Raw genomic sequence first — 22,248 nt, forward strand, 5'->3', positions numbered from 1 at the left:
CTGCTGAACGAACCGGAGCACACCATGTCGGACACCCAAGCCGTCACCTGGCCCCTGACGACCGGTCAGTCCGGGGTGTGGTTCTCCCAGCAGTTGGACCCGTCGAATCCCGCCCACCGGATCGCCGAGTGCCTGGAGATCCACGGCCCGGTCGACCCCGTGCTGTTCGAGGCCGCGCTGCGGCAGCTGCTGGCGGAGGCCGAGATCCTCCGGCTGCGCTTCCCGGAGCAGGACGGCCAGGTCCGCCAGACCGTCGCCCCGCTCGCCGAGACGCCCGTGCTGGTGCACGACGTGAGCGACCAGGCCGATCCGTGGGCCGCCGTGCGAGCCTGGATCGATGAGGACCTGGCCCGCCCGGACGACCTGGCGCACGGCCGCACCAGTGTGGTGGCGATGTTCCCGGCCGGCCCGGACCGCCTCTTCTGGTACCAGCGCGCCCACCACCTCGCCGGCGACGGCTACAGCGGCGCCCTGCTGGCCGGCCGCGCCGCCGAGGTCTACACCGCCCTGGTCGAGGGCCGCCCGACCGGCACCCCGTTCGCCCCCCACTCGGAGCTGCTCGCCGAGGAGGAGGCCTACCGAGCCGGTGAGCAGTACGCCGCCGACCGCCGGTACTGGACCGAGCGCTTCGCCGACCGTCCCGAGGCGGTCAGCCTCGCCGGCCGCTTCGCGCCCGCCTCGCACACCCACCTGCGGCACTCCGTCGACCTCTCCGCCGACACCGCGGAGCGGCTGCGGGCGGCCGCGCGCGGCCTGCGGACCAGCCTGCCCGTCCTGCTGACGGCCGCCGGCGCGCTCTACACCCACCGCCTGACCGGCGCCACCGACATCGTCCTCGGCCTGCCCGTCACCGGCCGCGCCACCCCGCTGCAGCGCAGCACCCCCGGCATGCTCGCCAACGTGCTGCCGATCCGCCTGGCGGTTCGCCCGGAGACCGGCCTCGCCGAACTGGCCCGCCAGGCCAGCCGCACCATGCGCGAGGGGCTGCGTCACCAGCGGTACCGCTACGAGGAGTTGCAGCGCGAGCTCAACCTGGTCGGGGGTGGCCGGCTGTTCGGACCGACCGTCAATGTGATGGCCTTCGACTACGACCTGCGGTTCGCCGGGAACCCGGTCACCGCGCACAACCTCTCCAACGGCTCGGTCGACGACCTGGCGTTCGTGCTCTACGACCGCCAGGGCGGGGCCGGCCTGCAGCTGGTGGTGGACGCCAACCCGGCGGTCTACGCGGCGACTGAAGTCGCCGGACACGCGCAGCGGTTCGCCCGGCTGCTGGAGAGCCTGGCGCAGCTCGACGACGTCGCCGCGCCGCTGGGGCGGGTCGGCCTGCTCGGGTCGGCGGAGCGGGAGCGGGTGCTGCGGGCGTGGAACGCCACGGCGGCTGAAGTGGCGGGGCCTGGAACGCTGGTGGAGCGGTTCGAGGCGCAGGTGGCGCGGACGCCTGACGCGGTGGCGGTGGTGTTCGAGGGTGTGGAGGTCTCGTACGCGGAGCTGAACGCGCGGGCGAATGGCTTGGCGCGCACGCTGGTTGAGCGCGGGGTTGGTCCGGAGTCGCGGGTGGCGGTCTGCCTGCCGCGTTCGGTGGAACTGGTGGTGGCGCTGCTGGCGGTGGTCAAGGCCGGTGGCGCGTATGTACCGGTGGACCCGGAGCACCCGGCCGAGCGCATCGCCTACGTGCTGGCGGACTGCGCGCCCGCCCTGGTGCTGACGGCCACCGAACTGACCACCGAGGTACCGCAGTTGGCGGTCGGCGACGCCGAGGTGGCCGACAACGTCGCGCGGGAGGTCCTGCCCGACCACCCCGCCTACGTCATCTACACCTCCGGCTCCACCGGCCGCCCCAAGGGCGTCGCCGTGCCGCACCGCGGCATCGTCAACCGACTCGCCTGGATGCAGCACGAGTACGAACTCACCGCCACCGACCGGGTGTTGCAGAAGACCCCGTTCGGATTCGACGTCTCCGTCTGGGAGTTCTTCTGGCCCCTGCTGGAAGGCGCCACGCTCGTCGTCGCCCGCCCCGGCGGACACCGCGACCCCGCCTACCTCGCCGAGCTGATCCAGCAGGAGCGGATCACGGTGGCGCACTTCGTCCCGTCCATGCTCCAGGCCTTCATCCAGGAGCCCACCGCGGCCGGCTGCACCGGCCTGCGCGCCGCGCTATGCTCCGGCGAGGCACTGCCCGCCGAACTCCGCGACCGCTTCTTCTCGACCCTCGACGTCCCACTCCACAACCTCTACGGGCCCACCGAAGCCTCCGTCGACGTCACCTCCTGGAACTGCCGACACGACAGCCCCACCGTGCCGATCGGCCGCCCGGTCTGGAACACCCAGGTGTACGTGCTGGACGCAGCCCTGCAGCCGACCCCGGTCGGCGTGCCGGGTGAGCTGTACCTCGCGGGCGTCCAGCTCGCCCGCGGCTACCTCAACCGCTCCGGCCTGACCTCCGAGCGCTTCATCGCCGACCCGTTCGGAGCGGCGGGCACACGGATGTACCGCACGGGCGACCTGGTCCGCTGGACCGCCGACGGCGCCCTCGAATACCTCGGCCGCACCGACTTCCAGGTCAAGATCCGCGGACTGCGCATCGAACTCGGCGAAATCGAGCACGCACTGACCGCACACCCCAACGTCAACCAGGCCGCCGTCCTGGTCCGCCAGGACCGCCTGGTCGCCTACCTCGTACCCGAACGCGACCTCGACCAGACCGAGTTGCGCGACCGACTCGCCACCACACTGCCCGACTACATGACCCCGGCCGCCTACATCACCCTCGACGCACTCCCCGTCACAGCCAACGGCAAACTCGACCGCAACGCCCTCCCCGACCCCGAGTTCACCGCCACCGGCGGCTACCGCGCACCCGTCACCCCACGCGAAGAGCTGCTCTGCGAGGTCTTCGCGGACGTCCTCGGTGTCCCGCAGGTCGGCGTGGACGACAACTTCTTCGAGTTGGGCGGCCATTCGCTGCTCGCCATGACGCTGGTGGAGCGCCTGCGGGCGCGCGGTGTGCCGCTCGACGTGCGGACGCTCTTCGCCGCGCCGACCGTCGCCGGGCTGGCCGTCGCCGCCACCACCGCCGGGCTCGTCGTGCCGCCGAACCGGATACCCGCCGGTGCCGAGGCCATCACCCCGGACATGCTGCCGCTGGTCGACCTCAGCGTCGAGGAGCTCGGCGCGATCACCGCCGCCTTCCCCGGCGGCGCGGCCAACATCGCCGACATCTATCCGCTCGCCCCGCTCCAGGAAGGCATCCTCTTCCACCACCTGATGGACGCGGAGGACGGCGGCAGCGACGTCTACATCCTGCCGAGCACGCTGTCCTTCGACTCGCGCGAGCGCCTGGACGGCTTCCTCGGCGCGCTGCAGCAGGTCGTGAACCGGCACGACATCCTGCGCACCGCCCTGCTCTGGGAGGGCCTGCGCGAGCCGGTCCAGGTCGTCGCCCGCCAGGCCGAGTTGCCCATCCAGCAGGTCGAACTCGCCTCGGCCACCGACGTGGTGGGCCAGCTCGCCGCCGCCGGCGCGGCCGCGATCGACGTCCGCCGGGCACCCCTGCTGCGTGCCTACATCGCCGCCGAGCCCGGCACCGACCGCTGGCTGCTACTCCTCCAGTGCCACCACCTGGTCACCGACCACACCGCGATCGAGGTGATGCTCGCGGAGATCCGCGACATCACCGCCGACCGCCAGGACCAGCTGCCCGCGCCGCTGCCGTTCCGCGACTTCGTCGCGCAGGCCCGGCTCGCGGTCCCGCGCGAGGAGCACGAGCGCTTCTTCGCTGGACTGCTGGGCGATGTGGACGAGCCGACCGCGCCGTTCGGCCGGCTGGACGTGCGCGGCGACGCCTCCGCCGTCGCCGAGGCCCAGCTGCGGCTGGACGGCGACCTCGCCGCTCGGCTGCGCGAGCGGGCGCGCGAGCTCGGTGTGAGTGCCGCGACGCTGTTCCACGTGGCGTGGGCGCGCGTGGTGGCGGCGACCTCGGGCCGCGACGACGTGGTGTTCGGCACCGTGCTGTTCGGCCGGATGAATGCGGGCAGCGGCTCCGACCGGGTGCCGGGTCTGTTCATCAACACCCTGCCGGTGCGGGTTGCCACGGCCGACGTGAGCGCCCTGGACGCCACGCTCGCGATGCGCGGGCAGCTGGCCGACCTGCTGGTGCACGAGCACGCGCCGCTCGCCCTCGCACAGCAGGCCAGCGGCATCGGCGGCGGCGCACCGCTGTTCACCGCGCTGCTCAACTACCGCCACGGCCAGGGCGTTGCCGCCGACGCCGCGGCGGAGCTCGGGCTGCACGGCATCGAGATCCTGCACGTGCACGAGCGCACCAACTACCCGCTGACCCTGTCGGTCGACGACCTCGGCACCGGCTTCCACCTCACCGCCCAGACGGTCACGCCGATCGACCCCGCGCAGCTCTGCGCGCTCGTCCGCACCACGCTCGACGGCCTGGTCACCGCGCTGGAGACCGAGCCCGGGGCCGCGCTCGACCGCGTCGAGGTGCTGGACCCGGCCGAGCGTCACCGCGTCCTGGCCGAGTGGAACGACACGGCGGCCGAGATGCCGGGCGCCACCGTGCCGGAGCTGTTCGCCGCCCAGGTGGCCCGCACTCCCGAGGCCACCGCCGTGCTCTTCGAGGGCAGCGAGCTCAGCTATGCGGAGCTGAACGCCCGCGCCAACCGGCTGGCCCGCCTGCTGCACAGCCGCGGCATCGGCGCGGAGCAGCTGGTCGCGGTGGTGCTGGAACGTTCCGCCGACCTGGTGGTCGCGCTGCTCGCCGTCCTCAAGGCCGGCGCCGCCTACCTGCCGATCGACCCGAGTTACCCGGCCGAGCGCATCACCCGGACGCTCACCGACGCCCGGCCGTGCCTGGTCATCGCCGGCTCCGGCACCCGCGTCGACGTGGCGGGTCCGCTGCTGGTGCTCGACGCCGCCGAGACGAGCGAGGCCCTGAGCGTCCTCGACCCCACCGACCCCGGTACCCGGCCGCTGCCCGAGCACCCCGCCTACGTCATCTACACCTCCGGCTCCACCGGCCGCCCCAAGGGCGTGGTGGTCGAGCACCGGGCGCTCGCGCACTACCTGCGGTGGAGCGTCGAGGCGTACCCGTCGGTGTCGGGGCACACCATGCTGCACTCGTCCACTGCCTTCGACCTGGCGGTGACCTCGCTGTACGCGCCCTTGATCAGCGGGGGCAGCATCGAGGTCGCCGGCCTGGAGGCCGGGGCTCGGGACGGGTCCGCCGAGGTCACCTTCCTGAAGGGGACGCCGGGTCACCTGGCCATGCTGGCGACGCTGCCCGCGGGCTGCTCGCCGAGCGGGGATCTCGTGCTGGGCGGCGAGCAGCTCCTCGGCGAGGCCCTGGAGCCCTGGCGTGCGGCTCATCCCGGGGCGACCGTGGTCAACGAGTACGGGCCCACCGAGGCCACTGTCGGGTGCGTCGTGCACCGGGTCACTCCCGCCGACCCGCCGTCGGCCGGCGCCGTTCCGATCGGCCGGCCGATCGCCAACACCCGGATCTACGTGCTGGATTCGGCGCTGTGCCCGGTGCCGGTCGGGGTGACCGGCGAACTGTACATCGCCGGCGCCCAGTTGGCCCGCGGCTACCTCGACCGCCCGGGGCTGACCGCCGAGCGGTTCGTGGCCTGTCCGTTCGGCGAGCCCGGTGACCGCATGTACCGCACCGGGGACCTGGTGCGCTGGGCGGCGGACGGTGTCATGGAGTACGCCGGCCGGGCCGACGACCAGGTCAAGGTCCGGGGCTTCCGGATCGAACTCGGCGAGATCGAGGTGGTGTTGGCCGCCCATCCCGCGGTGGCCCAGGTCGCGGTGGTGGTGCATGAGGACTCGCCAGGGGATATGGGGGTACCCCCGGCCGGAGGCTGGGGGAGCCTGGTCGGCTACGCCGTCGCCGACGGGGTGGCCGCCGCCGAGCTGCGCGCGCACGTGGCCGCGGCACTGCCCGAGTACATGGTCCCGTCCGCCGTGGTGCTGCTGGACGCGCTGCCGCTGACCGCCAACGGCAAGCTGGACCGCAACGCCCTGCCTGCCCCGGACCTGGCGCCGGTCGCGGGCCGGGCGCCGCGCACCCCGCGCGAGGAGGTGCTGGTCTCGGTCTTCGCCGAGGTGCTCGGCGTGGCGAAGCTCGGTATCGACGACAACTTCTTCGACCTGGGCGGCCACTCGCTGCTGGCCACCCGCCTGGTCAGCCGGATCCGTACCGTGCTGGGTGTCGAGCTGCCGATCCGCGCGCTCTTCGAGGCGCCGACGGTCGCCGCTCTGGCCGAGCGGCTGGACAGCGCCGGCCAGGGGCGTCCGGCGCTGGTCGCCGCCGCCCGCCCGGAGCGGGTGCCGGTCTCGTTCGCGCAGCAGCGCCTGTGGTTCCTGGGCGAGTTGGAGGGGCCGAGCGCGACCTACAACATCCCGCTGGCGGTTCGCCTCACCGGCGCCCTGGACGTTGCCGCGCTGGAGGCCGCGCTGGGCGATGCGGTGGCCCGCCACGAGGTGCTGCGCACCGTCTTCCCGGCGGTTGACGGTGAGCCGCGCCAGCAGGTGCTGGCGGTTGACGCCGTCGGTTCGCTGCTGACCGTGGTCGACGGTTTCGACGAGCAGGCCGTTGACCGCGCGGCGACGCACGCCTTCGACCTCGCCACCGAACTTCCGGTCCGGGCCTGGCTGTTCGCCGAAGCGCCCGAGGAGCACCTGCTGCTGCTGACGTTGCATCACATCGCCGGTGACGGTTGGTCGCTGAACCCGCTGGCCCGCGACCTGTCCACCGCCTACGCGGCCCGCCTGGACGGCAGTGCGCCCGAGTGGCAGCCGCTGCCGGTCCAGTACGCCGACTACGCCCTCTGGCAGCGTGAGCTGCTCGGCTCGGCGGACGACGCCGAGAGCGTGCTGTCCCAGCAACTCGCCTACTGGCGCGAGGCGCTGGCCGAGCTGCCGGAGGAGCTGGCACTGCCGACCTCGCGGCCCCGGCCGGCGGTGGCCAGCCACCAGGGTGGCACGGTCGACCTCGCCATCTCGGCCGAACTGCACGAGCGCCTGGCGGAGTTGGCCCGCTCCGAGGGCGTGACCCTGTTCATGGTGCTGCAGGCAGCGCTGGCCGTGCTGCTCACCCGCCTGGGCGCCGGCACGGACGTTGCGATCGGTACGCCGATCGCGGGTCGTACGGACGAGGCGCTGGACGAGCTGGTCGGCTTCTTCGTCAACACTCTGGTGCTGCGTACCGATCTGTCCGGGGATCCGACGTTCACCGACCTGCTCGGTCGCGTTCGCGAGGCCGGTCTGGGTGCGTTCGCGCACCAGGACGTGCCGTTCGAGCGGCTGGTGGAGGAGCTGGCCCCGAGTCGCTCGATGGCCCGGCACCCGCTCTTCCAGGTCATGCTCGCGGTGCAGAACAACGCCCAGGCAGCGCTGGACCTGCCCGGCCTGGCTGCTTCCGTCCTGCCGGCGGGCGAGTTGGCGGCGAAGTTCGACCTGGCCGTGGAGCTGGGCGAGGTCGTCGGCACCGACGGCGCCCCGGCCGGCCTGCGCGGCATGCTCACCTTCGCCCGCGACCTGTTCGACACGGCGGACGCCGAACTGCTCGCCGAGCGGCTGGTGCGCGTCATGGATGCCGTGGTTGCCGAGCCGGGCCGACCGGTCAGCGCGATCGAGGTGCTGGACCCGGCCGAGCGCCACCGCATCCTGACCGAGTGGCACGGCACCCCGGTGGAGACCGTTCCGACCACGCTGCCCGAACTGTTCGAGGTGCAGGCCGCCCGCACCCCGGCTGCGATCGCCGTCAACGACGAGCGGGCCAGCCTGAGTTACGCGGAGCTGAACGCGCGGGCCAACCGTCTGGCCCGGCTGCTGGTCGAGCGCGGTGTGCGTCCGGAGACCCTGGTGGCGGTCCGGATGCACCGCTCGGCCGAGCTGGTGGTCACCCTGCTCGCGGTGCTCAAGGCGGGCGGTGCCTACCTTCCGGTCGACCCGGACTACCCGGCCGACCGGATCGCCTACATGCTGGCGGACGCCCGCCCGCTGCTGACCGTGGCGGCGGGCGCCACCGACGGCGGCGGCGCCGAGCTGGCGCTGGACGACCCGGCGACCATGGCCCGGCTGGCCGAGCTGCCGGGTGGCGACCTGACGGCTGCGGAGCGGGGTGCGGAGCTGCTGCCCGAACACCCGGCCTACGTCATCTACACCTCCGGTTCCACCGGCCGGCCCAAGGGTGTGCTGATCCCGCACGGCAATGTCGGCCGGCTGATGGCGGCCACCGACCACTGGTTCGGCTTCGGCGGCGAGGACGTGTGGACCTGGTTCCACTCCTTCGCTTTCGACTTCTCGGTGTGGGAGCTGTGGGGCGCGCTGCTGTACGGCGGCCGGCTGGTGGTCGTCGCCTCCGATGTCTCCCGCTCGCCGGCCGACTTCCTGGCCCTGCTGGTCCGCGAGCGGGTCACGGTCCTCAACCAGACCCCGTCCGCGTTCTACCAGCTGATGCAGGCGGACGCGCAGCACCCCGAGCTGGGCGCCGAGCTGACCCTGCGCGCGGTGGTCTTCGGCGGCGAGGCGCTCGACCTGCCGCAACTGCGCTCCTGGTACGCCCGGCACCGCGATGACGCGCCCGTGCTGGTCAACATGTACGGCATCACCGAGACCACTGTGCACGTCAGCTACAAGGCGCTGGACGCCGCGCTGGTGGGCTCCGGCGCCACCGGCAGCGTGATCGGCCGTGCCATCCCCGACCTGCGCGTCTACGTGCTCGACGGCAGCCTGCGACTCTGTCCGCCGGGCACCGCGGGCGAGGTCTACGTGGCGGGTGCCGGCCTGGCCCGCGGCTACCTCGGCCGTCCCGGCCTGAGTTCGGAGCGTTTCGTGGCGGACCCCTTCGGCGCCCCGGGCAGCCGGATGTACCGCAGCGGTGACGTGGCGCGCTGGAACCGGGACGGTGAGCTGGAGTTCGTCGGCCGCGCCGACGACCAGGTGAAGATCCGCGGCTTCCGGATCGAGCTCGGCGAGGTCGAGGCCGCCCTCGTGGCGCACCCGGCCGTCGCCCAGGCAACCGCGATCGTCCGCGAGGACACCCCCGGCGACGTGGGGGCACCCCCGGCCGGAGGCTGGGGGAGCATCGTCGGCTACGTCGTGCCGTCCGGCACGGTCGAACTGCCCGACTCGGGCGAGCTGCGCCGACACACCAAGCAGTACCTGCCGGACTACATGGTCCCGTCGGCGGTCGTGGTGCTCGACGTGATGCCGCTGACCGTCAACGGCAAGCTGGACCGCCGCGCCCTGGCCGCCCCTGACTTCACCGCCGCCGTCACCCACCGCGGCCCGTCCACCGCACGCGAGGAGGTCCTCTGCGAGGTATTCGCCGAGGTGCTGGGCGTGCCGCGGGTCGGCGTCGACGACAGCTTCTTCGACCTGGGCGGCCACTCGCTGCTGGCCACCCGCCTGGTCAGCCGTATCCGTACCGTGCTGGGTGTCGAGCTGCCGATCCGCGCGCTCTTCGAGGCGCCGACGGTCGCCGGTCTGGCCGAGCGGCTGGACAGCGCCGGCCAGGGACGTCCGGCGCTGACCGGCGGGACGCGTCCCGAGCTGCTGCCGGTGTCCTTCGCGCAGCAGCGCCTGTGGTTCCTGGGTGAGTTGGACGGCCCGAGCGCCACCTACAACATCCCGCTGGCGGTGCGCCTCACCGGCGCTCTGGACATCGCCGCGCTGGAGGCCGCGCTGCGCGATGTGGTGGCCCGCCACGAGGTGCTGCGCACGGTCATTCCCACGGTCGACGGTGAGCCGCACCAGCGGGTGCTGGCGGCCGAGACCGTCGGCTCGCTGCTGACCGCGGTCGACGGGTTCGATGAGAAGGCGGTCGCCCGCGCCGCTGAGCACTCCTTCGACCTGAGTAACGAACTCCCCTTGCGAGCATGGCTGTTCAAGGACGCCACGGACGAGCACGTGCTCGTCGTGGTACTGCACCACATCGCCGGTGACGGCTGGTCGCTGAACCCGCTGGCCCGCGACCTGTCCACCGCCTACGCGGCCCGCTTGGACGGCCGGGCGCCCGAGTGGCAGCCACTGCCGGTCCAGTACGCCGACTACGCCCTCTGGCAGCGTGAGCTGCTCGGCTCGGCGGACGACGCCGAGAGCGTGCTCTCCCAGCAACTCGCCTACTGGCGCCAGGCCCTGGCCGAGCTGCCGGAGGAGCTGGCACTGCCGACCTCGCGGCCCCGCCCGGTGGTCGCCAGCCATGACGGCGGCAGCGTCGAGCTCGCCGTACCCGCCGAACTGCACGAGCAGCTCGCGAAGTTGGCGCGCACCGAGGGCGTCACGCTGCACATGGCGTTCCAGGCGGCGCTGGCCACCACCCTCTCCCGTCTGGGTGCCGGTACCGACATCCCGATCGGTACGCCGATCGCGGGTCGTACGGATGAGGCGCTGGATGACCTGGTCGGCTTCTTCGTCAACACCCTCGTCCTGCGCACCGACCTCTCCGGCAACCCCACCTTCACCGACCTGCTCGGCCGGGTGCGGGAGGCCAACCTGGCCGCGTCCGCGCACCAGGACGTGCCGTTCGAGCGGCTGGTCGAGGAGCTGGCGCCGTCCCGTTCGATGGCCCGGCATCCGCTCTTCCAGATCATGCTCGCTGTGCAGAACAACGCCCAGGCGGTGCTGGACCTGCCTGGCCTTGACACCGCCGTCCTGCCGGCGGGCGAGTTGGCGGCGAAGTTCGACCTGGCCGTGGAGCTGGGCGAGGCTGTGGACGCCGACGGCGCCCCGGCCGGCCTGCGCGGCACGCTGACCTTCGCCCGCGACCTGTTCGACACGACGGATGCCGAACTGCTCGCCGAGCGGCTGGTGCGCGTCCTGGATGCCGTGGCCGCTGAGCCGACCCGCCCGGTCCACGCCATCGAGGTGCTGGATCCGGCCGAGCGTCACCGCATCCTGGCTGAGTGGAACGACACGGCGGCCGACGTTCCCGCCGAGACGCTGCCTGAGCTGTTCGAGGCGCAGGTCGCGAGCACCCCTGAGGCGGTTGCGATCGTCTTCGAGGGAGTGGAGGTCTCGTACGCGGAGCTGAACGCGCGGGCGAATGGCTTGGCGCGCACGCTGGTTGAGCGCGGGGTGGAGCCGGAGTCGCGGGTGGCGGTCTGCCTGCCGCGTTCGGTGGAACTGGTGGTGGCGCTGCTGGCGGTGGTCAAGGCCGGTGGCGCGTATGTACCGGTGGACCCGGAGCACCCGGCCGAGCGCATCGCCTACGTGCTGGCGGACTGCGCGCCCGCCCTGGTGCTGACGGCCGCCGAACTGACCACCGAGGTACCGCAGTTGGCAGTCGGCGACGCCGAGGTGGCCGACAACCTCGCGCGGGAGGTCCTGGCCGACCACCCCGCCTACGTCATCTACACCTCCGGCTCCACCGGCCGCCCCAAGGGCGTCGCCGTGCCGCACCGCGGCATCGTCAACCGACTCGCCTGGATGCAGCACGAGTACGAACTCACCGCCACCGACCGGGTGTTGCAGAAGACCCCGTTCGGATTCGACGTCTCCGTCTGGGAGTTCTTCTGGCCCCTGCTGGAAGGCGCCACCGTGGTGGTGGTCCGCCCCGGCGGACACCGCGACCCCGCCTACCTGGCTGAGCTGATCCAGCAGGAGCGGATCACGGTGGCGCACTTCGTCCCGTCCATGCTCCAGGTGTTCGTGCAGGAGCCGGGAGCCGCAGGCTGCACCGGCCTGCGCGCCGTGCTCTGCTCCGGCGAGGCACTGCCCGCCGAACTCCGCGACCGCTTCTTCACGACCCTCGACGTTCCACTCCACAACCTCTACGGACCCACCGAGGCCACCGTCGACGTCACCTCCTGGAACTGCCGCGAGGACGCCGGCCGCACCACCGTGCCCATCGGCCGCCCGGTCTGGAACACCCAGCTCTACGTGCTCGACGCCGCCCTCCAGCCGACCCCGGTCGGCGTACCCGGCGAGCTCTACCTCGCAGGCGTCCAGCTGGCACGCGGCTACCTCAACCGCCCCGACCTCACCGCCGAACGCTTCACCGCCGACCCCCACGGCCCGGCCGGCACCCGCATGTACCGCACCGGCGACCTGGTCCGCTGGACCGCCGACGGCGCCCTCGAATACCTCGGCCGCACCGACTTCCAGGTCAAAATCCGCGGACTGCGCATCGAACTCGGCGAAATCGAGCACGCACTGACCGCACACCCCAACGTCAACCAGGCCGTCGTCCTGGTCCGCCAGGACCGCCTGGTCGCCTACCTCGTACCCGAACGCGACCCCGACCAGACCGAACTCCGCAACCACCTCACCGCCATCCTCCCCCACTACATGGTCCCGGCCGCCTACATCACCCTCGACGCACTCCCCGTCACGGCCAACGGCAAACTCGACCGCAACGCCCTCCCCGACCCCGAGTTCACCGCCACCGGCGGCTACCGCGCACCCGTCACCCCACGCGAAGAAGTGCTCGCCGCGCTCTTCGCCGAGGTGCTCGGGGTACCGGAACTCGGCATCGACGACGGCTTTTTCGAGCTGGGCGGCCACTCCCTGCTGGCCACCCGACTGGTCAGCCGGATCCGTGCGGTGCTGGGTGTCGAGCTGCCGATCCGCGCACTCTTCGAGGCCCCCACCGTCGCCGGCCTGGCCGAGCGGCTGGACGGCTCCGAGCAGGGGCGTCCGGCGCTGACCGCCACCACGCGTCCCGAGATCCTCCCGGTGTCCTTCGCGCAGCAGCGCCTGTGGTTCCTGGGCGAGTTGGACGGCCCGAGCACCACCTACAACATCCCGCTGGCGGTGCGCCTCACCGGCGCCCTGGACATCCCCGCCCTGAAGGCCGCGCTCCACGACGTCCTTACCCGCCACGAGGTGCTGCGCACCGTCTTCCCCGCAGTCGACGGCGAGCCCCGCCAGCAGGTGTTGGCAGCCGAGACCCTCGACTCGCTGCTGACCGCGGTCGACGGCTTCGACGAGCAGGCGGTCACCCGCGCCGCTGGGCACCAGTTCGACCTGAGCACCGAACTCCCCTTGCGCGCCTGGCTGTTCAAGGATGAGCCGGACGAGCACATACTCATCATGGTCCTGCACCACATCGCCGGCGACGGCTGGTCACTGAACCCGCTCGCCCGCGACCTCTCCGCCGCCTACGCGGCCCGCCTGGACGGCAGTGCGCCCGAGTGGCAGCCACTGCCAGTCCAGTACGCCGACTACGCCCTCTGGCAGCGCGGCCTCCTCGGCACGGCCGACGACACCAACAGCCTCCTCACCCAGCAACTCGCCTACTGGCGCCAGGCGCTGTCCGACCTCCCCGAAGAGCTCGCGCTCCCCACCACGCGCCAGCGTCCGGCGGTAGCCAGCCACCAGGGCGGCACCGTCGACCTCACCATCCCCGCCGAACTGCACGCACAGCTCACCGAGTTGGCCCGCGCCCAGGGCGTGACCCCGTTCATGGTGCTCCAGGCCGCACTGGCCACCACGCTCTCCCTCCTGGGTGCCGGCGCCGACATCCCGATCGGCACCCCGATCGCCGGCCGCACCGACGACGCCCTGGACGACCTGGTCGGCTTCTTCGTCAACACCCTCGTCCTGCGCACCGACCTGACCGGCACCCCGACCTTCACCGACCTGCTCGCCCGGGTCCGCGAAACGAGCCTCGCCGCCTTCGCCCACCAGGACATCCCCTTCGAGCGCCTCGTCGAAGAACTCGCCCCGACCCGATCGATGGCCCGGCACCCGCTCTTCCAGGTCATGCTGTCGCTGCAGAACAACTCCGAGGCCACCCTCGACCTGCCCGGTGTGAGCAGTGATCTGCTGCCCATCGCTGACCTGCCGGCCAAGTTCGACCTGGCATTCGCGCTGGACGAGGCCTTCGCCGCCGACGGCTCTCCGGCCGGCCTGCGCGGCATGCTCACCTTCGCCCGCGACCTGTTCGACGCCGAGGCCGCCGCCACCCTCGCCGCGCGCTTCACCCGGGTCCTCGACGCGGTTGTCACCGCCCCCGAGCGGCCGGTCGCGAGTGTCGAGGTGCTGACCGAGGCCGAGCGCCACCGGATCCTCGTCGAGTGGAACGACACCGCGACCGCGCTTCCCGAGGGCACCCTGCCCGAGCTGTTCGCGGCCCAGGCCGCTCGCACCCCGGACGCGGTCGCCATGGTCGCCGGGGCCCGCGCGCTGACCTACCGCGAGCTTGACGAGCGGGCGACCGCGCTGGCCGGCCGCCTGGTGGCGCGGGGCGTGCGCCCCGAGACGGCCGTGGCGGTGCTGATGGACCGCTCCGCCGACCTGGTCATCGCCTTGCTCGCGGTGGTCAAGGCGGGCGGCTACTACGTGCCACTCGACGCGCGGTATCCGCTGGCCCACCGCGAGCTGATCGTGGCGGAGACCGGCGCGCAGCTGGTCCTCACCGATGTCGCGCAGCGAGCCGAGGCGGAGCAGTTGCCGACCAGGGTCCTCCTGATCGAGGACGCGGACGTCGACCATGCCGACTTCCTGGTCCAGGAGGGCGAGGAGGCCCCGGCAGCCCAGGTCGACCCCGCGCAGCTGGTCTACGTGATGTACACCTCCGGCTCCACCGGCCGCCCCAAGGGTGTGGCGATCACCCACCGTGACGTGGCCGCGCTGGCCACGGAGCGGCGCTTCAGCGGCCCGATGGAGCGGGTGCTGCTGCACTCGCCGCACTCCTTCGACGCCTCCACCTTCGAGCTCTGGGTGCCGCTGCTGAACGGCGGTCAGGTGGTCGTCGCGCCCTCGGACGACCTCACGCCGGAGATCCTGGGCCGTCTGGTCGCCGAGCACCAGGTCACCGGGATCTTCCTGACCATCGGCCTGTTCCTGCTCGCCGCGGACGAGGACCCGGCCTGCTTCACCGGTGTCCGCGAGGTGTGGACCGGTGGTGACATCGTGCCGCGGGCCGCCGTGGCCCGGGTGCTCGCGGCCTGCCCCGGCACCAGCGTCGTCAACGTCTACGGTCCGACCGAGACGACGACCTTCGCCACCGCGCGCACCGTGACCGACGGCCAGGGTTCGCTGCCGATCGGCGGTCCGCTGGACAACCTGCGCGCCTATGTGCTGGACGCCGCGCTGCGCCCGGTCGCGCCGGGCAGCACGGGTGAGCTGTACCTCGCGGGCACCGGTGTGGCCCGCGGCTACCTGGGCCGCCCGGGGCTGACGGCGGAGCGTTTCGTGGCCGACCCGTACGGCCCGGCCGGCGGCCGGCTGTACCGCACGGGTGACCTGGTCCGGTGGACCCGCGACGGCGAGCTCGACTTCGTCGGCCGCGCCGACCAGCAGGTCAAGCTCCGCGGTTTCCGGATCGAGCTCGGCGAGGTCGAGGCGGCGCTGCTGGCGCAGCCGGCCGTGGCCCGGGCGCACGCGGTGGTCCGGGAGGACACCTCCGGCAGCAGGAGCCTGGTCGGCTACGTGGTGGCTGCGGACGGCGCCGAGTTGGATCCGGCGGCGCTGCGCACCGACCTGGCCGCCACGCTGCCCGCCTACATGGTGCCCTCGGCGATCGTCATCCTCGACGCAATGCCGCTGACGGTCAACGGCAAGCTGGACCGCAAGGCGCTTCCCGCCCCGGTGTTCGCGCCGGTCAGCGCCCGGGCGGCGCGCACCCCGCGCGAGGAGGTCCTGGTCGCGGTCTTCGCCGAGGTGCTCGGGGTGCCGGTGGTCGGCATCGACGACAGCTTCTTCGACCTCGGCGGCCACTCCCTCCTCGCCACCCGGCTGGCCAGCCGCCTGCGCACCGCGCTGGGTGTCGAGCTGCCGATCCGGACGCTCTTCGAGGCTCCGACCGTCGCCGCGCTGGCAGAGCAGCTGGCCGAGCAGTTGGACGAGCAGCTGACCGAGCGGCTGGACGGTGCCGGGCAGCGGCGCCCCGCGCTGGCCGCCGGCGTCCGCCCGGAGCGGCTGCCGGTCTCCTTCGCGCAGCAGCGCCTGTGGTTCCTGGGCGAGTTGGAGGGGCCGAGCGCCACCTACAACATCCCGCTAAGCCTGCGTCTGACCGGCGAACTGGACCTGAAGGCGCTGGAGGCCGCGCTGCACGACGTTGCCGGGCGGCACGAGGTGCTGCGGACGGTCTTCCCTGCGGTCGACGGCCGGCCGCACCAGCAGATCCTGCCGGAGGGCGCGTTCGGTGCCCTGCTCACCGTGGTCGACGGATGCGACGAGCAGGCCATCACCGCGGCGGCCCGCCACGCCTTCGACCTGCGCAGCGAACTCCCGATTCACGCCTGGCTGTTCAGCAGCAATGCCACCGAACACGTGCTGGTCCTGGTGGTGCACCACATCGCGGGCGACGGCTGGTCGCTGGGCCCGCTGGCCCGCGACGTGTCCACCGCCTACACCGCCCGGCTCACCGGTCGCGCGCCGGAGTGGCAGCCACTGCCCGTCCAGTACGCCGACTACGCCCTCTGGCAGCGCGAGTTGCTGGGCTCGGCCGACGACACCGACAGCGTCCTGAACCAGCAACTCGCCTACTGGCGCCAGGCGCTGTCCGACCTCCCCGAAGAGCTCGCGCTCCCCACCACGCGCCAGCGTCCGGCGGTAGCCAGCCACCAGGGCGGCACCGTCGACCTCACCATTCCCGCCGAACTGCACGCACAGCTCACCGAGTTGGCCCGTGCCCAGGGCGTGACCCCGTTCATGGTGCTCCAGGCCGCGCTGGCCGCGCTGCTCTCCCGTCTGGGTGCCGGCGCCGACATCCCGATCGGTACCCCGATCGCCGGCCGCACCGACGACGCCCTGGACGACCTGGTCGGCTTCTTCGTCAACACCCTCATCCTGCGCACCGACCTGACCGGCAACCCGACCTTCACCGACCTGCTCGCCCGGGTCCGCGAAACGAGCCTGGCCGCCTTCGCCCACCAGGACATCCCCTTCGAGCGCCTCGTCGAAGACCTCGCGTCGGCCCGATCGATGGCCCGGCACCCGCTCTTCCAGGTGATGCTGTCGCTGCAGAACAACGCCGAGGCGGTCGTCGAGCTTCCGGGTGTCGCGGTGACCGCGCTGCCGGCGAGCCAGGGCGCGGCGCGCTTCGACCTGGCGTTCACGCTGGCCGAGGCGTTCGCCGCCGGCGGCACCCCGGCGGGCCTGCGCGGCACCCTGACCTTCGCCCGCGACCTGTTCGACGCCGAGGCCGCCGCCACCCTTGCCGAGCGCTTCCAGCGGCTGCTGGCCGCCGTGCTGGCCGAGCCGGACCACGCCATCGCGAGCGTGGAGGTGCTGGCCGAGGCCGAGCGCCACCGCCTCCTGGTCGACTGGAACGACACCGCGCACGACGTGCCCGCCGGCACCCTCACCGCGCTGGTCGAGGCCCAGGTCGCCCGCACCCCCGAGGCGATCGCCGTGCTGTCCCGGGGCGTTGAGCTGAGCTACGCCGAGCTCAACACCCGGGCCAACCGGCTGGCGCGCCACCTGGCTGCCCAGGGCGTCGGCCCGGAGTCGCTGGTCGCCGTGCTGCTGGAGCGTTCGGTCGATCTGGTCGTCGCGCTGCTCGCGGTGCTCAAGGCCGGCGGCGTATACGTGCCGATCGACCCCGACTATCCGGCGGACCGGATCGCCTACATGATCGGCGACGCCCACCCGGCCGTGCTGCTGACCACCCCGGAGCAGCCGGTGGAGGAGGTGCCGGCGGGCGTGCTGCGCCTGGCGGTCGACGACCCGGCGGTGGCCGTGCAGGAGGCGGGTGACCTCGGGGTTGCCGTGCTGCCGCAGCACCCGGCGTACGTGATCTACACCTCCGGCTCCACCGGCCGTCCCAAGGGTGTGGTGCTCCCGCACGCGGGTCTGGTCAACTACCTGTCCCGTGCGGTCACCGCCTATCCGGAGGTGGCCGGCAGCACGCTGCTGCACGCCTCGATCTCCTTCGACGCCGGGGTGACCGCGCTCTACGGCGCGCTCGCCTCCGGCGGCCGGGTGCACGTCGCCGCGCTGGACGAGCAGCTGCCCGACGCGCTCGGTGCGGACCGGCTGACCTTCCTGAAGGCGACGCCGAGCGGCCTGGCCTACCTCGACGCCATGACGGACCGCCACATCCCCTCCGGCCGCCTGATGGTCGGTGGCGAGGCGGTGCGAGGCGCCCAGCTCGACGAGTGGCGCCGCCGCAACCCGGGTGTCGCAGTGGTGAACCACTACGGCCCGACCGAGGCCACCGTGGGCTGCACCGACTTCCTCTTCGAGCCGGATGCCGACGGCTCCGCCGACACGTCGCTGGTGCCGATCGGCCGCCCGATGTGGAACACCCGCGCCTACGTACTGGATGCCGCGCTGCGCCCGCTGCCGGTCGGCGTGGCCGGCGAACTGTACATCGCCGGCGCCCAGTTGGCCCGTGGCTACCTCGGCCGCCCGGCCCTCACCGCCGAGCGCTTCACCGCCGACCCCTACGGCCCCGCCGGTACCCGGATGTACCGCACCGGCGACCTGGTCCGCTGGCGGGCCGACGGCGCCCTCGAATACCTGGGCCGGACCGACGACCAGGTCAAGATCCGCGGCTTCCGTATCGAACTCGGCGAGATCGAGCATGCGCTGACGGAGCATCAGCAGATCGCCCAGGCTGCCGTGCTGGTCCGGGACGACCGGCTGGTCGGCTATGTCGTGCCGCGCGGCGAGCTCGACCAGGCGCGGCTGCGCGAGCACCTCGCCGCCACGCTGCCCGACTACATGGTCCCGGCCGCCCTCGTCGTCCTCGACGAACTGCCGCGCACGGTGAACGGCAAGCTGGACCGCAAGGCCCTGCCCGCCCCCGAGTTCACCACCGACGCCGCCTACCGCGCGCCGTCGACGCCGCGTGAGGAGCTCGTCTGCGCGGCCTTCGCCGAGGTACTCGGCCTGGACCGAGTCGGCCTGGACGACGACTTCTTCGAGCTCGGCGGCCACTCCCTGCTCGCCGTCGCCCTGGTCGAGCGGCTGCGGGCCTGCGGCGTGCAGGTGGATGTCCGGGCGCTGTTCTCCGCGCCGACCGTGGCCGCCCTGGCCGCGGCGTCGGGCGGCGACGGGTTCACGGTGCCGCCGAACCTGATCCCGGCCGGTGCCCAGGCGATCACGCCGGAGATGCTGCCGCTGGTGGAGCTGACCGCCGCCCAACTCGCCACCATCACCGAGGCGTTCCCGGGTGGTGCGGCGAACATCGCCGACATCTACCCGCTCGCGCCACTCCAGGAAGGCATCTTCTTCCACCACCTGATGGCGGACGGGGAGGGTGGTGACGACCTCTATGTACTGCCCGCCTCGTTGACCTTCGACACGCGCGAACGGCTGGACGGCTTCCTCGCCGCGTTGCAGCGGGTGGTGGACCGCCATGACATCCTGCGCACCGCCGTCTACTGGCAGGGCCTGCCCGAGCCGGTCCAGGTGGTCGCCCGGCATGCCGAACTGCCGGTGGTCACGCTCGAACTCACCGGCGCCGCCGACCCGTTCGCCGAGCTGGCGGCCGTCTGCCGCCCGGCGCTCGACCTCACCGCCGCGCCGCTGCTCCGTGCGACGGTCGCCGCCGAACCGGGCAGCGGGCGCTGGCTTTTGCTGCTGCAGCGACACCACCTGGTGATGGACCACACCGCGCTGGACATCCTGCTGGGCGAGATCGAGGCGATCCTGGCCGACCGCGAGGACGAGCTGCCGACCCCGCTGCCGTTCCGCGAGTTCGTCGCCCAGGCCCGCCTCGGCGTCTCCCGCGAGGAGCACGAGCGGTTCTTCACCGAACTGCTCGGCGACATCACCGAGCCCACCGCACCGTTCGGCCTGCTGGACGTGCGCGGCGACGGCACCCGGGTCACCGACGCCGACCGCACGCTGGCCCCCGAACTGGCGGCCCGCCTGCGCGAACAGGCCCGCCGGCTCGGCGTCAGCCCGGCGACGCTGTTCCACACCGCCTGGGCGCGCGTGGTGGCGGCCACCGCCAACCGGGGCGACGTCGTGTTCGGCACCCTGCTGTTCGGCCGCATGAACGCCGGCACCGGCGCCGACCGGGTCCCCGGACTCTTCATCAACACCCTGCCCACCCGCCTGCGCACCACCGGCCTGAGCGTCACCCAAGCCGTCGACGCCATGCGCCGCTGCCTCGCCGACCTGCTGGTCCACGAACACGCGCCACTGGCCCTGGTGCAGAAGGCCAGCGGAATCGCCGCCCCGGCCCCGCTGTTCACCGCGCTGTTCAACTTCCGCCACAGCAAGCCGAGGGAGGACGGCAACGGCGGTGCCCTGGTGGGCGTCGAGGCCGAGCACGGACACGACCGCACCAACTATCCGCTGACCGTCTCGGTCGACGACCTCGGTGCCGACTTCCTGCTCACGGCTCAGGCCGCCAGCCCCATCGACCCGGAGCTGGTCTGCGCACTGTTCGACACTGCGGTCCGCGGCCTGGTCACTGCGTTGGAGAGCGCCCCGGAGACGCCGCTCGACCGGATCGACGTCCTCACCGAGGACCGGCGCCACGCCCTGCTCACCGAGTGGAACGACACCGCCGCCGACACGCCCGACGCCAGCCTGGTCGAGCTGTTCGAGGCGCAGGCCGCCCGCACCCCGGAGGCGATCGCCGTCACCCACGAGCGGACCAGCCTGAGCTACGCGGAACTCAACGCCCGCGCCAACCGCCTGGCCCACCTGCTCGTCGAGCGCGGCGTCCGCCCGGACTCGCTGGTCGCGGTGCTGATGCGCCGCTCGGCCGACCTGGTCGTCACGCTGCTCGCCGTGCTCAAGGCCGGCGGCGCGTATGTGCCGATCGACGCCAGGGCCCCCGAGGCCCGGATGAGCACCGTCTTCGCGGCGGCCGGCGCCGGCCTGCTGCTGGTCGACTCCGGCACCCGCGAGCACCCCTTCGTCCAGCGGGCCGAGGCGGCGGGCGCGGACCTGCTGCTGGTCGACGCGGCCACCGGGACCGGCGATGCCGAGAACCTCGCGGTGCGCACGCTGCCCGACCAGCGCGCCTACGTGATGTACACCTCGGGCTCCACCGGCGTTCCGAAGGGCATCGCCAACACCCACCGCGGTGTGGTGGACCTGGTGCTGGCGAGCTGCTGGCGTGAGACCGAGCCGCGGCGGGTGCTCTTCCAGTCGCCGCACGCCTTCGACGCCTCCACCTACGAGCTGTGGGTCCCGCTGACGGCCGGCGGCACGGTCGTGGTGGCGCCGGAGGGCCGGTTGGACGCGGCAGCGATCCGCACCCTGGTGGCAAACCATGCGCTGACCCAACTCCACCTCACGGCCGGCCTGTTCAGGGTGCTCGCGGAGGACGACCCGACCGCGTTCGCGGGCGTCCACGAGGTGGGCACCGGCGGTGACGTGGTCCCCGCGACCGCCGCGCGGCGGGTGCTCGACGCCTGCCCGGGCATCGTGGTCCGCAACACCTACGGGCCGACCGAGACCACCCTGTGCGCCACCCAGATCCCGCTGGCGACCAGCGACTCGGTGCCCGCGGTGCTCCCGATCGGCCGGCCGATGGACAACACCCGCGCCTACGTGCTGGACGCCGCGCTGCGCCCGGTCCCGCCGGGCACCACGGGCGAGCTCTACCTCGCCGGGACCGGCCTGGCCCGCGGCTACCTGGACCGCCCGGAGCTGACCGCCGAGCGCTTCACCGCCGACCCCTACGGCCCCGCCGGCACCCGGATGTACCGCACCGGCGACCTGGCCCGGTGGACCGCCGACGGCCACCTGGAGTTCGCCGGACGGGCCGACGACCAGGTCAAGATCCGCGGCTTCCGGATCGAACTGGGCGAGGTGGAGGCCGCGTTGAGCGCGCACCCCGCACTCTCCCACGCCGCCGTCATGGCCCGCGAGGACCGCCCCGGCGACAAGCGGCTGGTCGGCTACGCTGTCCTGGCGGACCCGGCGGACACCACGGTCACAGCCGAGGCGCTGCGCCGCCACCTGGCGGACGCGCTGCCCGACTACATGGTGCCCTCGGCGATCGTGCTGCTGGAGAAGCTCCCGCTCACCGCCAACAACAAGCTGGACCGCAAGGCCCTGCCGGCCCCCGAGCTCACCGCGACGGTGGCTCACCGGCCCCCGACCACACCGCGCGAGGAGCTGCTGTGCGAGGCCTTCGCACAGGTCCTGGGGGTGGACAGGGTCGGCCTGGACGACGACTTCTTCACCCTCGGCGGGCACTCGCTACTCGCCACCCGGCTGGTCAGCCGGATCCGTACGGCACTGAATGTCGAACTGCCCATCCAAGCCCTCTTCGAGGCGCCCACGGTCGCCGGCGTGGCCGCGCGACTCGATTCCCTGCACAAGGCTCGGCCCGCCTTCCGGCCGATGCGTAGGAAGTAGGAG

General features: G+C 72.9%; 1 protein-coding gene. It reads left to right on the forward strand.

Annotated features, from left to right (window positions below; all coding sequences use genetic code 11):
- Nucleotides 1-24: 24 nt before the first annotated feature.
- Nucleotides 25-22,245 (forward strand): non-ribosomal peptide synthase/polyketide synthase, encoded by a 22,221-nt coding sequence (locus E6W39_RS02180; protein WP_181799049.1) that lies wholly within the window; start codon nucleotides 25-27, stop codon nucleotides 22,243-22,245.
- The last annotated feature ends 3 nt before the right edge of the window (nucleotides 22,246-22,248 follow it).

This window comes from Kitasatospora acidiphila (assembly GCF_006636205.1).
Taxonomy (GTDB): Bacteria; Actinomycetota; Actinomycetes; order Streptomycetales; family Streptomycetaceae; genus Kitasatospora; species Kitasatospora acidiphila.